Source organism: Psychrobacter sp. Sarcosine-02u-2 (assembly GCF_002836335.1).
Taxonomy (GTDB): Bacteria; Pseudomonadota; Gammaproteobacteria; order Pseudomonadales; family Moraxellaceae; genus Psychrobacter; species Psychrobacter faecalis.
Genome location: NZ_PJBX01000147.1, coordinates 1 through 14,590, shown reverse-complemented (window position 1 = coordinate 14,590; position 14,590 = coordinate 1). Strand labels below are relative to the sequence as shown.

The following is a 14,590-nucleotide window of genomic DNA, read 5'->3' as shown; positions in this document are numbered from 1 at the left end:
GCAATTTTGGTATGGAGTGCTGATGTTTTTATTGATGGTGCCGTCGCTTTAGCTAATAAGTTGAATGTACCCAGTTTTTTGATTGGTGTCATCATTCTAGGTTTAGGTACTTCAGCACCAGAGATGATAGTGTCCATGTTAGCTGCTTTAGAAGGTAGCCCTGAGCTAGCATTGGGTAATGCTTATGGTTCTAACATTGTTAATATCGCCTTAGTATTAGGCGCAACGGTATTGATAAGTCCAATTATTATCCGAAAAAGTATTATCAATCGTGATATGCCCTTACTACTGTTGGTGACGGCAGTAGCTGCTTGGCAATTAAGCGATGGCGTCTTAAGTAATACCGACGGTATAGTATTAATAGTACTTCTAGTCGTTGTCTTAGGCATACAAATCATCTTGAGCCTGCGTGAAGGCAACCACGAACATGAAGGCGATACTGTAGAAGAAACTGCAAAAGCTGAACACAGTATGGCGCAAGGTTTAGGTAGGTTGTTTCTTGGTTTGCTCGTATTAATACTAAGCTCGCGCGCTATCGTTTGGGGCGCTATCGAACTTGCTACTTTATGGGGCTTGAGTGAGCTTATCATTGGTCTCACTATCGTCGCTATCGGTACGTCACTGCCTGAATTAGTTGCGAGCTTGTCGGCCGCACGTAAAGGCGAGCATGATATGGCTTTGGGTAATATTATAGGCTCTAACGTTTTTAATACTTTAGGAGTCGTAGGTGTAGCAGCACTCATTGCGCCTATTACTCCGAGTAGCATTATTCTGTCGCGTGATATATTAGCGATGGGTCTCTTAACCTTACTACTGTTTGCGATGTGCCTATTTGCATTTAAAACCAAGCGTGCATTCGGTCGTACTTCTGGCACCACCTTAGTACTATTTTTCGTCGGCTATACTGTCTGGTTAATTCAGACGGTCAGTATGTAGCAAGTTACTAATAATCACATACGTTTGATTCGACAGTTTACAGTTTCTAATAATTCGTCATAGACTTTCATGTAATTACCTAGGCATCTTCAAATTGAACCGCCCCGACTTTATCGGAGGCTGATTTACTTGGTGGTGGTTCAAAAAGTAGGCTAAATTAAACATACCCATGATTGATGTAAAAGAAAGCTAAATCAAAGGCTTTAAAGTGATTTTCCAGTTTTTTAGAAAAGTTACAACTTCGCCTAAATGCTCGCCTTACTCGATGTCTGATAGTGCAATTATTACCTTCAATGCCGACCGTGAAAAACTTGCCAATGACTTGGGTAAAGCCCTTAAAACCAGTAACAAAGCTATCCCAGGTATCACTAGCGATTCTAGCACAACTTACGCCTAGGGCTTTCAGCTTAGCTTTAAGCTTTTTGACAGTGTTAAGGTCTCGTTTTCCCCACACATAGGCAACAATTTCACCTGTGTCACGGTGATAGGCATAAATTAGCCATTGTTTGTTGGTTTTTTTACCTACGAATGTCCAAAGCTCATCAATTTCAAGACAGTCGTATTGCCTTTGCTTGGGGGTTATTGGGTAGTGACACTTTTTTAGGGTGGCTAGTACTTTGCCTTTGCTGATTCTCTCAACGCAAGCGATGTCTTTTATGCCACTGCCTCGAACCATAAGATATCGTATTTTGCTATCTTTTTGGGAGTGACATCCTTGGTACGTTAAGGCATGGTCTCCAATAAACTGCCGTTTGCAGTCTTTGCATTTATAGTTTTGTTTACCATAGCTTTTGAAGCCATTTTTCTTTATATTGTCACTTAGACAGGCTGGGCATTTGATGTATAGTGTGATGTGCATTTCACTATTTTATCAATTTCTCAGCCTGTTTTTTTCCCAGCCTACTTTTTGAACCACCACCCGGATTCAGATACCTTTATGAATAAAACAACTTTTAAAATATCGAAAATGGACTGCCCTTCGGAAGAGAACCTAATCCGAATGAAGCTAGATGGCAATTCGGATATTGAATATCTTGAATTCGACATTCCTAATCGTCAATTAACCGTATTTCATCATGGTAATGTTGAAAATATACAGCATGCTATTCATGACCTAAATTTAGGCGACACCCTACTTTCAACCGAAACTATTGACCCCTCTAATTCAAATGATAATATCGAAGTCAAAACTAACGCTAATCATGAAAAAGACGCGGAGCAACGTAAGCTACTGTGGATAGTGCTGGTTATTAACTTTGCCTTCTTTATTATCGAAATGAGCACTGGGCTGATTTCTCGTTCAATGGGATTGGTTGCCGACAGCTTAGACATGTTAGCAGATAGCTTCGTGTACGGAATCAGCTTGTTTGCTGTTGGTGGAACGGTTGTAAAGAAAAAACGTATTGCTAGAATTGCTGGATATTTTCAAATCACGCTAGCGATTCTCGGCTTTTTAGAAGTAATAAGACGTTTCTTTGGCAATGAGCAGTTACCTGACTTTTCTACCATGATTGTTATATCGATTCTTGCTCTGATTGCAAACTCAATCTGCCTTTATATATTGCAAAAATCGAAGAGTAAAGAAGAGGCTCATATGAAAGCCAGTATGATTTTCACTTCAAACGATGTGATTATCAATTTAGGGGTGATTGTTGCAGGTGTTCTGGTGAATTGGTTAAACTCGAGTACCCCTGATTTAATTATTGGGAGCATCGTATTTGCTTTAGTTATTCAAGGCGCCTTTAGAATACTAAAGTTAAGTAAATAGCTGAGCCTAGTAGCTCAAGCAAATAGCCCAAGTAAGTAGCTTAATCAAACCGCTAAGTGTAAAGTAGCTAGGTTTGAAGGAAACAAACATCATAAGGATATGAGACCTCGAGCAGGTGGTGGTTCAAAAAGTAGGCTGGGAAAAAAACAGGCTGAGAAATTGATAAAATAGTGAAATGCACATCACACTATAGGCTAATGATAGGGCAAAAGCGCGGCGACCAGTCCCATAATTCAAAAGCCTGTTATAGATAGTTCCATATTAACAGTCTATTTTGAGTAGTCTGTTAATAGGTTTAAAGGGTGAAATAGCTGGTTCCTTTGGGGTATACCCTTATTTACTGACCAGTTTTATGAGGCCCCTATAATGCTGCCACCCCAAACAACCGACCAATCAATGATGTTGCGACCATAGCGAGCACACCCCATATCACAACTCTAGACGTAGCAGGAATAACAGGGGCACCGCCCAAGCGCGCTGATATTATGCCAAGTAGCGCTAAGCCTACTATCGTTAAAGTCGCGAGTGACCAAACCAGTGTTTGTGCTGGCAAAAGTAAAATACCAATAATCGGTAATATGGCGCCCGCAATGAATGACAATCCAGAAGCAACTGACGCATGAATCGGCTTAGCTTGACTCAGATCTGTCAAACCAATCTCATCTCGGGCATGCGCCTCTAGTGCATCATGCTCAGTCAAAGCTATGGCAACTTGATGCGCTAAGACATGATCCAGTCCACGTTTCTCATAAATTTTGGTGAGCTCAAATAGCTCGCGCTCAGCATTATGAGTCAGTTCATGCAACTCTTTATCCAGATCCGCTTTTTCGGTATCAGCTTGAGACGATACTGAAATATACTCACCAGCTGCCATCGATAGAGCACCTGCGGTTAACGCGGCCATCCCTGTCAATAGCAGTGTTTGACTATTTGCACTTGCTGCAGCGACACCGACTAATAGACTCGCGGTTGAAATCAGTCCATCATTGGCACCAAGTACTGCTGCCCTAAGCCAATGATTGCGATTGCTTAGATGAGCTTCGTCGTGAATAGAATGATGCATAGCATAGATACCCTCAAACGATTTAGACATAAATTAGAATATGTCAGTGTAGCCTATAATGACACACCAATTTCCACATAGTTACCTTGCTTGCTTTAAAGCGATTATTCGATAGGTTATTAGTAAAAAGACTATTGTTTGACTGCCGGCATAAAATAATAACAAAGGCAGCGCGCGACTGTCTGAGCCCACCATAAACACATGAATACTGATGAACATATACGCCATAAAGGTCAAAAAGTGTAGCCAGCGCCATGCTGATTGACCAATATACTGCTTAATATAAAAACTAAACGCACAGATAAATAAGAACCAAAACCCCAACTGCCCCAAGGCCACGCCCACACGCTCAGTCTGAAAACCAAAAGGCATTAGCACCTGCCATAAGTTCAGATTTAAGAAATTATCTGCTAATAAGATACCAGCATGAAACGCGGCAAAGCCTACGGCAATCAGGCTTAGATACTGATGTAAGACAAATACCCGCGCTGCATTAAAGCGCTTGCCTAAACGAGTGCTTAACAACAAGCCAAAAATGACTGCCAACCAAAATAACGTATAAGCGATAACACCGCTTGCCCGTGATAAATACCAAAAGTGTTTATCTGTGCTGGTCAGTAGCTGAGATACCGTCTCTCCCCAAGTTAACGACGCATAACCACCAACTCCGATAGCAATGCTTAACGTTAAGCCAACCCATAGAGCCTGAGTGAGAACATTAGTATTGGAAGCAGTATGACTGCTGGTAGGATGGTCTGTATGCATGACTATGCTCCTATGAATGGCTTTACTTAATGTATTGATATCTAGCGCATGTCGCGTGATAAATTAACTAGCAAGCAGGTTTGGACGCATGGCAGAAGTCACCATCACTTTGTTATCCCTATCTATTAACAACGCCGCAATATGGTGTTTGTTGAGCCACGCCACGGCTGCTTTAACACCAAGAAGCACGCAGTATTTGGCGTATACCTCCGCCGTCATCGCATCTTTCGCCAGTACCGTTGCAGTTAGGACGTCACTTGTTACTGGACGCAAGTCATGCGGATGGATCAAATGATGTTGCCAGCGGCCGTCGTGCAACCAGCGACGATAATCTTGCCCAGATGTGGCGACAGCCCCAGAGCTGAGCTTGAGGATCGCCACATCTTCATCATTGTGAACGTGCTCACTATTGGCAAAATACGGCTTGGCAACAGCCACTCCCCAAGACACCGGTTTATCTGTTGGGTTTTTTGGAACACCAATCGCGATATCCCCACCCATATCGACTAAGCAGGGAATATGCCAGTCATGAACTCGGCTAATATTTTCCGCCAACTGCATGGCGCACCACCCTTTGACATATCCATTCAAATCCAGTGCCATGCCAGCTGGCAGATATACTTGATGTTGTCTGTCAGCTAACTGGCGAAGCTGAATACCTTCTATCTGCTGATTGGCATGGTTAGCACTTGTCGTGTCTTGCACGTTTGTAGGGGTGCTTACGCTAGTAACAGGTAATGATGGCACAGACATTTTGGGCAAGGTCTCAAATGAATGCTTATAGCCTGCGTCCCATAGAGGGTGCAATAACGTTGGTGTTACTAAGCCTTGAGTCTTTGAGACAAAGTGAATGGCACGCTGCAACACCTCAAATAATTCTGAACTCACCTCAGACCATTGGTCGCCACGGTTATTCAGTCTCATAAGCTCACTGCTGTCATCAAAACGACTGAAGATATGTTCCCAGTCAGCTAAGCGCTGCTGAATATCGTTTGTCAAAAAAGCGACTTGTTGGTCTATTCTCATTTGTGAAGGTTGCGCGCTCAGTCTTGTGGTATTTAAGCTAATTTGAATGTGACAACCCATGGCAAACAGTTTAATCGTTGCCAGTTGCGGTGTTGTTTGATTGGACATATTTGTGTGCATTCAAAGCCCTCCCTTGACTAAACATTCAAACTAAATAATCTGTGGTTTTTCTTATTTATTGAGAAGATCGCGTACGAGCGACAACCCTTATTACCTCAACAGGTGCGACTGCATTGACCTGTCGCAATTGATTGATATCAGCGATGGGCGTTGGCGTGACTGCCCTTTCATCAGACTCAGCAACAGCAGTGCTTATAATGGCAGTGCTCACAGGGGCAGTTTTTTGTTCTTGATTGAGTAGTACCAGCCATCCTGCCATAGTACCTGCAATCGAGACCATCATAATGCTGCTTTTAAGAGCGGCAAAAGGATCTGCTTTTTTAGCCGTTTTTTTGACGGCTGGTGTCGAATGTGATTTGGTATTAGTCATCGTATTCCTCCTCATCATGTTGCTGATAGCTCATGGCGATTAGGCGATCATTCTCTTTATAGTATTTTTTATCGTGTGCTTTGCGATGTTTATCCTCTTTACGTTTATCATCATCGTGGTGCTTATCTTCATAATCGTCATCGTCAAATCTCTCAGCACGATAGTCATTGGTCGCAACCGGATTCAGTACAGTGCCGACACTGGCATCAATATAAGTAGCGCCGCTGTCTAATAGCACCTCATAAGCGACGGTGCCGTTATAATTGACGAGCTCGGGTGAAGCCTGCAATACTGAATTGGGCGCGTCTTGCTGCGCAAGCGCAGTTGCTTGCGTGGCTGTGAGTGCCGCCAGAGGTGATGGATTGGCAAATGGGGATTGCGTGAGAGGGTTTGCCACGGCTTTAAAGGACGATAAATCAGAGGATATAGAGGTAATGTCAGTATTTTGACTCATGGCATTCGCAGCTGATAGTGCGTCATCAGCGCTGGGCGACTGGACAGATAAGGCGATAACGCCACCAAAAAACACTAATGAGGTTGCACCAACAGTCAATAATAAGGGTTTTAATAGAGGTAGGCTCATAAGATTGTACTCCGTCTATATTATTAGGGAATACAACTAGCATACGGGGTAAATATTAACTCAACCTTAAGCCCACGCCGATTAATTTTTATCGTTTTATCAGATGCTTGATATCGCTTTTTTATGTCTTATCGTGACGATAAAGCCAGTTTCTGGTTGAGAGCGGTTAGCAAACTCTAACGTCAGACCGTGCAGCTCTGCTATTCGATTGGCAATGGATAGCCCAAGACCGCTACCTAATTGGCTTTGACCTGCTGGGCGATAAAAGCGCTCGCTTAAGCGCGTCAGTTGTTCTGGCTCGACGCCACTGCCATTATCGACCACTCTAATAGCATTGGTGTCGAGCTGAAGTTCAATCAAAGCGCCCTCGGGACAATAGCGAATGGCATTGTCCAACAGGTTACGGATGAGCAGTTTGAATAAAATTGGATTGATAAGGATGGGTAGAATATCAGCAGGATTGTCACAGTTCACAGTGCGTTTTAATTGCATGTGCTTTTCACGAGCCAGCCGATTGACATCACTGAGTACAATATCCGTTAGCATCAACCAATCCGGACTTTCTAATTGCTCAGGAGGTAATTGTTGTTGCGGTTCTATTTTGGCTAAAATCAGCAGTTGATCGACCAAATGAGTGGCCCGCTCAATGCCATTGCTAATGTTTTGGGCATGATAGAACAGCTGATTATCGTCTTCTACGCCAGATAACTGCAATATCTGCTGCTGTAACAAATCAGCTTGTAGCTTTAACGCCGCAAGCGGGCTTCTAAGCTCATGTGAGGCATCGGCGGTAAAGCGCTGCTCACGTGCTAGGGTATCCGCGACTTTTACAAACAAGACATTTAAGGCGCTCACTAACGGTTGGATCTCTTTGGGCACGTCCGCTGTGATGGGGCTATCATCTTGCGGTTGACGCTGTTCAAGCGCACTACTAATCTGAGTTAACGGCATAAACCCCCGCCGGATCAGCCACACCACCAAACCCATAAATGCAAATAGCCCAATCAACATCGGCAGCACTTGCACGGACATGGCATCAGTAATCATCTCTCGGCGAGATTTGAGGTTCTGTCCGACGGCAATGACCCGACCTTCATAGTCATGATCATCATGGACGTAAAATAAACGCCAGCGCTTACTAAAAGGGTTGAGGCGCTGATAGGCAGAATCATGCTCTTCTAAAAACCCATGCTGGTCTGGCAAAAAAGCAAATGATTGACCATTTTCATCAGCCATTAATAGACGGCCTTTTTTATCCCAAATGGCAAAGCCCATATAGTCATCCTCAGCCTCACCAAGATCACCTGATAGCTGCTTACTTTTTAACGCATAGATTTTGGGCGTGTGCTTTTTGTTATCATCCCTTTGCCTATGATGGTCTTTATCGTCCTCTTCTTTGGGGGCGACCCCTATTAAATAACGGGCAACTTGAGTGATTTGGGTGTCATTCATCTCATTGATTTCGTGCCAAAGCTTCCACGCAATAAAGCTTGAGGTAAGCACCCACAGCAAAGGTAAACCAATCAGTAGCGATGTTAATAGCCGTTGCTGAATACTTTTCATAGGCTCACCAAGTAGCAGACAAAGTGGAGGCACCAAAAACAGACCGTTGAATGCCTAACGGTGGTTAATGGTGGTTATGGACTGGATTGAGATAGTAGCCAATACCGCGTTTGGTCAAGATAAAATCATTGCCCAGTTTTTTACGTAAATGATGAATGTGTACTTCAATGGCATTGCTTTCGATATCTTGTTGCCACCCATATAGCTTGTCTTCTAAGCTTGCGCGGCTGTGGATTTGCTTAGGGTGGGTCAGCATTTGCTCTAAGATTGCCACTTCTTTGATGGTTAATTCTACCATTTTGCCTTGATAAGAGACTTGCTGATTCTGAGGCTGATAGGCCACTTCGCCATAACGGACTTCAGGTTGACACCGACCTTGGCTGCGTCTCATCAATGCTTGTAGACGGGCAATCACCTCATCTAATGCAAATGGCTTCACCAAATAATCATCAGCGCCGGCATTGAGTCCTGCCACACGATTGGCAATCGCATCGCGAGCGGTGATAATCAATACTGGCGTATCTATGTGTTTTTCCCGCCAGTTTTTTAGGACGGTCATGCCATCACCTTTTGGCAAGGTCAAATCCAGCAGTACCGCATCAAACATGCCATCTTGCAGCGCCATCTCACCTTGCTTGGCATCACCAAACCAATCCACCATCATGCCATGACTTTTTAAGCCAAGGACAATTCCATCAGCGATGGTGCTGTCGTCTTCTATCAATAATATGCGTGCCATAAGTGCTCCATCGCTTGACTTATTTCATAGTAGTCGGCTTGTCTGTCACCGTTTTTTTGCCCGTTATCATTGATTTAATGAGGTTTTGGCGTTGCCAGTAACTCATGGCAATCGCTGCGATGATATGTAGAGGAACCAGTAGATATAAGCTGTTTGCTAATAACTCATGAATCTCTTCAAGCACCTCTTTATCACCAAACAGCCCTGCTTCCATCAGATAACCGGTTAGTCCTAACCCTATAGTCACAGCCCATAACGATAACATCATCAGTGCGGCCAAGGGGTTATGACCAAGATTCTGCTCATCAACGCGTCGAACGCTTAAATCTGATACATGCCGTTTGAGTCGTTTTGGTGTGGGGAAAAAGCCAGTAAAGCGTGCATAGCGCGTGCCAACCAGACCCCAAAGTAAACGTATGACCACCAGTCCCAAAACGGTATAGCCGACATACTCATGCCACTCACCACCATCTTCGGTAAAAAACAGATTAGCAATAATACCAGCTGCGACTGTCCAATGAGTCACTCTTACTAATAGGTCCCAAACTTTTACTTGCCTCGCTTTAGGCATGTTCGGTACATGTGCAGAAGAGTCGTCCCAATTAATGATGTCTTTTTGGCTCATGGTTGTCACTCCTTAATCATTTGTTTGTTTATTGACAACACCCGCTGCTAAACACTGAAAATCAGCAAGATATCGTAAGCAGACGAGATATCACATCATCTGCCTTATCGCTATTACAACAAACAAATCTTAAGGTGAGCTTAGGACGTTAAAACAGGTAAATCATTGTGCAGCGAACCGGTAGCCTACGTCGTGCCATATACACCACTTAAGAATTATTTAAGAATCAGGCTGTATTATTAGCCATACTTCTCAATAAATACCTACTTGTTAAATCAAGCTTTCTTAACGGCAATAAAATAATTTTTCGGGAGATTCTTATGGCTTTAAAGTCATGGCAAGTGATCGGTAGTGTCGTACTGATCACTTCAATCACTGTACTCATGCAAATTTCCTCTGAAACGTGGATCACATCAGCAACAGTCAGTTTGATAATGGGTGCTTCGGCTTTAGCGTGCATGGCAAGCTCATGCATACTCGCTAGCCGTTGGCACGGTATTGAAAGGCTCTTTGGCGGTCTGGACAGGGTTTATGAAGCGCATAAGTGGATTGCTATATGGGCACTTATTTTCGCTGTCTATCATTTTGTCTTCAAAGCCAAGCTAGACGCTTGGGATCTTGCGCCCATTTTGGAGTTGTCCAAATATTGGACGCGTTTGATGCGTCAACTCAGCCTTGTCGCGTTAGGTCTGATTATACTACTGGCGCTGAATCGCAAAATCCCGTATGGCAACTGGCGTTGGTTGCATAAGTTCTCAGGCCCACTTTTTTTAATCGTTATACTACATTGGCTGAGCTTTGAGTCTCCCATCACACTGACTAGTCCAGCAGGTATTTGGTTAGCACTACTTTGTTCTGTAGGCGTGATTGCAGCATTGTACAAGATGATATTGTACCCATTCATTGCCAAAGCCGGAGAGTATAAGTTAGTCGCTATATCCCAGGGCAAAGCGGCGGTACACTTGGAGTTTGAGCCAGTCCGTAAAGGGTTTCAATTTAAGGCTGGTCAATTTGCCTTTATCTCTCTTAAAGAACCAGGTTTGCACGAGCCGCATCCTTTTACCATAGCTAACGCACCTTCTGATACTGGACACATCCATTTTGTGATTCGAGCATTGGGTGATTATACAAAAAAGCTAAATGAACAAGCCAAAGTGGGTATGTTGGCTGATATTTATGCGCCTCATGGTAATTTTAAACGTATATCAAATGCAGAGCGTGAAATCTGGATTGGTGCCGGAGTAGGAATCTCTCCCTTTATTTCTTGGCAAGAGGATAAAACTATCGGTCATTTTGAACGTGCCACTCTGATATATTGCTTCGATCCTGCGCGTGTTTTTCCAAGTGTTGAGCGTATGCAGGAGATGACAGAACAGTCTGGAGTAGATTTCGTAGCCAACCCAAGTGGCAGTAATGCCATGGCTGAAACCATTCGGCAAGTCGCCAGTGAAGTTAATCCAAAGCAGATTCAGATTAGTTTTTGCGGTCCAAAAGGGCTTTTAGGAAAAGTACAAGAGTTAATGAAAGAAAATGGTATTCCTGCCAAAAATATTCATTATGAGTTTTTTGATTTTCGCTAGAACACGTACAATTTGCCGTGCTTAACACAAACCCAATAAGACAAATGGCACGCTGGCTCAAGTCATAAAGTCATCGGTGCTAGTGCTAAGTAGGCGAACGACAATGGTATACAGATTAATTTAAGTCATCGAACGTTGATCAGGAGCCTGGTGGTTTAAAGGCCGTCTTATACTTAATGGTCTACAGTGACTTAACATGAAATGGATATACCGCCATTTCATGTTAAAAAGGACACTACTGTGTACACGGAGCTACTATAAATAACTAGGAGTGATGATAACAATAGCGTACAACCGAATATTCAAGTCCTCACTAGGGAACCGAACCAGTTAGAGCGCCTGATTGGTTCACAATAGGCATACCCTTATTGAGCTGTTTCCTACTAAAGTTTATTTACCTGCCCTAAGAACAATATAGCATCGGTTTTATTGTCTTTAATCATAAACATAAAGGGATGGTCGGCTGTAATTTCGGCTTTATGAGTCGCCATAACAAGTTGTACACCAATCCCCGTTGCTGCTGCGGCAACCGTGCCTTTTTCGTCAACTTCAACCACCGCTTTATGGATAACAGAATCTACTTTTAACGGTAGCTTGTCATTGAACAAGCTGTAGTTAGCACGACTATCAAAAGCGATGGGCATTCCCATATTGGCCGAGCCTTTCCTAAAAAGTGTGTAACTGCTTATAATCCACTAACAGGAGAATAAGCAATGACTAACCAATCTGACATCAAGAAACTGGCTGAGCAAATGGCTAGCAGCATTAACAGCTTCGATGATATCAAAGACTTTCAGAAGCAACTCATGCAATCCTTATAGATCAAATTATAAATTATGCAAAATTTCTTGAACCAACATGTATTTTATATAGTATATATTATATATATAAAAAATTTTTCTCCTACCAAACCTTACTCTATATACCTTATACATTATTTATATACTATCTACTAGATATAACGCATAGGTGACTTAGAAATGTGTTTTCTAACTTCTCTTCGTGGTTGCTTGCTTCATCACCGCATAGGTGACTTAGAAAAAGTACGGCGATAAGCAAGCGCAGGGCATTGTCTTCATCACCGCATAGGTGACTTAGAAAACGAAGAGATATTTAATCATTATCATAAGACTCTTCATCACCGCATAGGTGACTTAGAAATAGAGTGAAGTTTACACCCGCTGGCGTGGCTACTTCATCACCGCATAGGTGACTTAGAAGTCTCGCAAAAAGACTGATTAAACACTAAGCTTTTGACATAGAAAAAAATAACAAACAATAAAAAACCAGACAGCCTAGGCTATCTGGTTATCAAGTATTATCAAATACCTACCTACTAACCGTAAGCTGTCCCCCAGAAAAACTGATGCATCCATCACAAAACCAAGATTTATGTTGTCTTGCATGGGGGATATCTGCTGGCACATCGAGTTGATAAGGACGACCGCAATACTCGCAATGTATATCACCCAAATAAACCTGGCATTTTGCAAGCGTAGCAAACAACTCATCAGACCTTATATTGTAATCGTAGCAAAGTATCTTTAGATGAGCGAGATAGTCATTGGGTGATACGTATGACCAATACTGATAGCACAAACGCTTTGCTACATCATCTAGGCTTGAGTCGAACACAAAGTTAACACTCATAATATTCTCCTCGTTAGTAGCCATAACCAGACTGTGGGAGTAGCTCGTAAAGCTCGCTCTGTAGCTGACTACACATATCTTCAACCACATATCCAAGACTCACATCCAAGCGCTTCTGTACCCATATACGCATCGCCATATGATTGTCAAAGCAAGGCTTAACTCCTAAAAAGCGCGCTAGATTAGAGCCAGGTTGAATACATAGATCATAAATCAGCATATTGGCGATAGTATTTGCATCCTCACTGACATAGCCATTAGGTTTAAACTCGGCAAATAGCTTGTCGTAATCAATAATTTTCATTTTGACGTCTCCTTGTCAGTAGATGCTTGAGTAATCTGGCTTCGATTTACGAGCGCCTCAAAAGCACTACCATCTTGGCGTGTCATATTTGGTACATAGCGACTATAAGTATTAAATAACATCTTAGTCGTCGAATGGCCCATTTGACTGGCTATCCACTCAGGACTCTCACCTGCCGCCAACCATAAAGTCGCTGCAGTATGGCGTGTTTGATAGGCGTTGCGCTTCTTCAACCGTAAAACTTTAAGTGTGGGATGCCAAATACGCTTATTCACATTGTTATAATCCAATGGCTCACCCGTATGTGAGCAAAACACATAATCCGAACGCCTATAGGAGATTTCTTGCTGCTCTTTCAGAGCCTCATAGACCCATGGAGACATTTGAATGGCTCGATAAGACTCCTGTGTTTTAGGAGGGACAATCTTGCCTTTGACTAACGCCTGCTTAATGACAATCTCACGACGATTGAAATCAACGTTGTCCCATGTCAGCCCATCAATCTCACTCGTACGCATACCTGTAAAAAAGCGCACCAGATAATAATGGCGATAATCCTCCCTCACGCCATTAATAAACGTCCAAACCTCCTCCAATGTGAGAGGCTGAATATCAGTTTTAGGCTGTTTGAGTGCCTTGATATCATAATAAGGGTTATCAAACTTATAGCGTTTAGCGGCTTCTTTTAGTATCATACCCAAAGGTACCATTATCGAATTGATGCGTGCCGCTGACAGATGTTTGTTAGCTTTTCCGTACGTTACTTTGGCGAGCGATGAACGGAAGGCTAATACATCTGTCTTTTTTATGACATGAATGGCTTTAGTACCAAACTCAGGAAGCAAATACATATCAATAATCTCCTGTATTTTGCGCTTGTAAGTATCGCGCCACTCAATTTCCTTTTCAGAAAACCACAGTGTTGCGAACTGCTTGAAGGAAGGAACGTTGGTATTAATGCATTCCTTACGATCGTTCAAAGCCACCATTTCTGCAGCCTTATCACTTTTCGGAAAGTATTTAGCATAATTAAAAATACCTAACCTAATTTCGGCTTCCATATTCAAAATAATACTTTCAAGCTTTTTACGATTTGCCGGAGTATCTATCAGGTTTGTCGTCTCCCGACAGCGTTTGCCCATATAATAAAAATCGACTATAAGCCTCTTATTTCTGCTTCTAATGCTAGCCATCATATTTCTCCTTATTGCAATGCCATGGCGTTGATGCTACCGGTGATACCAGTACGCATGTCTTTTTCAATTTCTTCCCAAACGTATAAAATCTTGCGACCACCAAAAGGACGTATGTAATGAATGCCTTCAATAAGTACGCTATCCTTAAGCTCATTACGGATCGTGCGCGGATTGTATTTGATACGCTCAGAAAGCTCTTGGGTTGTCAGGTAAGTATGTGACATAATAGATTCCTTGTAAGTTAATTAAGCTACTTTACGAGTCTATCGAACATTAATGTACTTCTATAAAACAACAAAGTA

At 42.7% G+C, this 14,590-nt stretch carries 17 protein-coding genes and 1 pseudogene; 5 read left to right on the top strand and 13 right to left on the bottom strand.

The features are described 5' to 3' along the window. Positions 1 to 936: calcium/sodium antiporter (locus CXF58_RS06195; RefSeq protein ID WP_102076907.1), on the top strand; the 936-nt coding region annotated here is incomplete at its 5' end. 157 nt (positions 937 to 1,093) lie between these two features. Here CXF58_RS06195 and CXF58_RS06190 read toward each other — a convergent pair. Next, on the bottom strand, positions 1,094 to 1,795 hold the full coding sequence (locus CXF58_RS06190) for an IS1-like element ISPssp2 family transposase (RefSeq protein ID WP_011959554.1): 702 nt from the start codon (positions 1,793 to 1,795) through the stop codon (positions 1,094 to 1,096). 78 nt (positions 1,796 to 1,873) lie between these two features. Here CXF58_RS06190 and CXF58_RS06185 point away from each other — a divergent pair, with 78 nt between their 5' ends. Beyond that, complete coding sequence (locus tag CXF58_RS06185) at positions 1,874 to 2,704, top strand: cation efflux transmembrane domain-containing protein (protein ID WP_011959978.1); 831 nt, start codon at positions 1,874 to 1,876, stop codon at positions 2,702 to 2,704. 361 nt (positions 2,705 to 3,065) lie between these two features. Here the strand turns inward: CXF58_RS06185 and CXF58_RS06180 are convergent, their stop codons facing one another. The 4 genes from CXF58_RS06180 to CXF58_RS06165 all read right to left on the bottom strand — a co-directional run bounded on the left by CXF58_RS06180 (position 3,066) and on the right by CXF58_RS06165 (position 6,048). Beyond that, the gene (locus CXF58_RS06180; protein ID WP_011959977.1) at positions 3,066 to 3,767 is read right to left on the bottom strand and encodes a VIT1/CCC1 transporter family protein; all 702 of its coding nucleotides are present in this window, start codon (positions 3,765 to 3,767) and stop codon (positions 3,066 to 3,068) included. An 81-nt stretch (positions 3,768 to 3,848) separates the two neighbouring features. Further along, positions 3,849 to 4,532 (bottom strand): ferric reductase-like transmembrane domain-containing protein, encoded by a 684-nt coding sequence (locus CXF58_RS06175; protein WP_011959976.1) that lies wholly within the window; start codon positions 4,530 to 4,532, stop codon positions 3,849 to 3,851. A 63-nt stretch (positions 4,533 to 4,595) separates the two neighbouring features. Continuing rightward, the gene (locus CXF58_RS06170; protein ID WP_227501911.1) at positions 4,596 to 5,666 is read right to left on the bottom strand and encodes an FAD:protein FMN transferase; all 1,071 of its coding nucleotides are present in this window, start codon (positions 5,664 to 5,666) and stop codon (positions 4,596 to 4,598) included. Positions 5,667 to 5,733: 67 nt separating this feature from the next. Beyond that, positions 5,734 to 6,048, bottom strand: coding sequence for a hypothetical protein (locus tag CXF58_RS06165; protein ID WP_020444569.1), 315 nt, complete (start codon positions 6,046 to 6,048; stop codon positions 5,734 to 5,736). Between the two features lie 85 nt (positions 6,049 to 6,133). Here CXF58_RS06165 and CXF58_RS14235 point away from each other — a divergent pair, with 85 nt between their 5' ends. Next, positions 6,134 to 6,280: a pilus assembly protein TadG-related protein gene (locus tag CXF58_RS14235; RefSeq protein WP_372862388.1), complete on the top strand. Its 147-nt coding sequence runs from the start codon at positions 6,134 to 6,136 to the stop codon at positions 6,278 to 6,280. Between the two features lie 450 nt (positions 6,281 to 6,730). On the opposite strand, the gene CXF58_RS06155 is transcribed toward CXF58_RS14235, so the two are convergent. From CXF58_RS06155 to CXF58_RS14035, 4 genes are all read right to left on the bottom strand, one after another. Continuing rightward, positions 6,731 to 8,194 carry an ATP-binding protein gene (locus CXF58_RS06155; protein ID WP_011959972.1) on the bottom strand — a complete coding sequence of 488 codons (1,464 nt, stop codon included), beginning with the start codon at positions 8,192 to 8,194 and terminating at the stop codon, positions 6,731 to 6,733. Positions 8,195 to 8,258: 64 nt separating this feature from the next. Then, on the bottom strand, positions 8,259 to 8,933 hold the full coding sequence (locus tag CXF58_RS06150; protein WP_020444568.1) for a response regulator: 675 nt from the start codon (positions 8,931 to 8,933) through the stop codon (positions 8,259 to 8,261). A 19-nt stretch (positions 8,934 to 8,952) separates the two neighbouring features. Then, positions 8,953 to 9,558 (bottom strand): cytochrome b/b6 domain-containing protein, encoded by a 606-nt coding sequence (locus CXF58_RS06145; RefSeq protein WP_020444589.1) that lies wholly within the window; start codon positions 9,556 to 9,558, stop codon positions 8,953 to 8,955. A 226-nt stretch (positions 9,559 to 9,784) separates the two neighbouring features. Continuing rightward, complete coding sequence (locus CXF58_RS14035; RefSeq protein WP_227501914.1) at positions 9,785 to 10,033, bottom strand: hypothetical protein; 249 nt, start codon at positions 10,031 to 10,033, stop codon at positions 9,785 to 9,787. Here CXF58_RS14035 and CXF58_RS06140 point away from each other — a divergent pair. Next, positions 10,017 to 11,138 (top strand): ferredoxin reductase family protein, encoded by a 1,122-nt coding sequence (locus CXF58_RS06140; protein WP_264673177.1) that lies wholly within the window; start codon positions 10,017 to 10,019, stop codon positions 11,136 to 11,138. The two genes, CXF58_RS14035 and CXF58_RS06140, sit on opposite strands and share 17 nt — an antisense overlap. A gap of 383 nt (positions 11,139 to 11,521) precedes the next feature. On the opposite strand, the gene CXF58_RS06135 is transcribed toward CXF58_RS06140, so the two are convergent. Beyond that, positions 11,522 to 11,788, bottom strand: a complete 267-nt coding sequence (locus CXF58_RS06135; protein WP_011959968.1) for a serpin family protein — start codon at positions 11,786 to 11,788, stop codon at positions 11,522 to 11,524. Positions 11,789 to 11,851: 63 nt separating this feature from the next. Between CXF58_RS06135 and CXF58_RS14230 the strand changes: the two are divergent. Further along, a pseudogene (locus tag CXF58_RS14230) lies at positions 11,852 to 11,953 on the top strand (transposase); the annotation flags it as partial. A gap of 848 nt (positions 11,954 to 12,801) precedes the next feature. On the opposite strand, the gene CXF58_RS06120 reads toward CXF58_RS14230, so the two are convergent. Genes CXF58_RS06120 through CXF58_RS06110 form a run of 3 tightly spaced genes read right to left on the bottom strand, consistent with a single transcriptional unit; the run spans position 12,802 to position 14,512 of the window. Continuing rightward, entirely contained in the window at positions 12,802 to 13,092 is a 291-nt protein-coding gene (locus CXF58_RS06120) for a hypothetical protein (RefSeq protein ID WP_102076905.1), read from the bottom strand. After that, positions 13,089 to 14,285: a site-specific integrase gene (locus CXF58_RS06115; protein ID WP_102076904.1), complete on the bottom strand. Its 1,197-nt coding sequence runs from the start codon at positions 14,283 to 14,285 to the stop codon at positions 13,089 to 13,091. The genes CXF58_RS06120 and CXF58_RS06115 overlap by 4 nt, the downstream gene beginning before the upstream one ends. Positions 14,286 to 14,296: 11 nt before the next feature. Continuing rightward, positions 14,297 to 14,512: a hypothetical protein gene (locus CXF58_RS06110; protein WP_011959964.1), complete on the bottom strand. Its 216-nt coding sequence runs from the start codon at positions 14,510 to 14,512 to the stop codon at positions 14,297 to 14,299. Between the last annotated feature and the right edge of the window lie 78 nt (positions 14,513 to 14,590).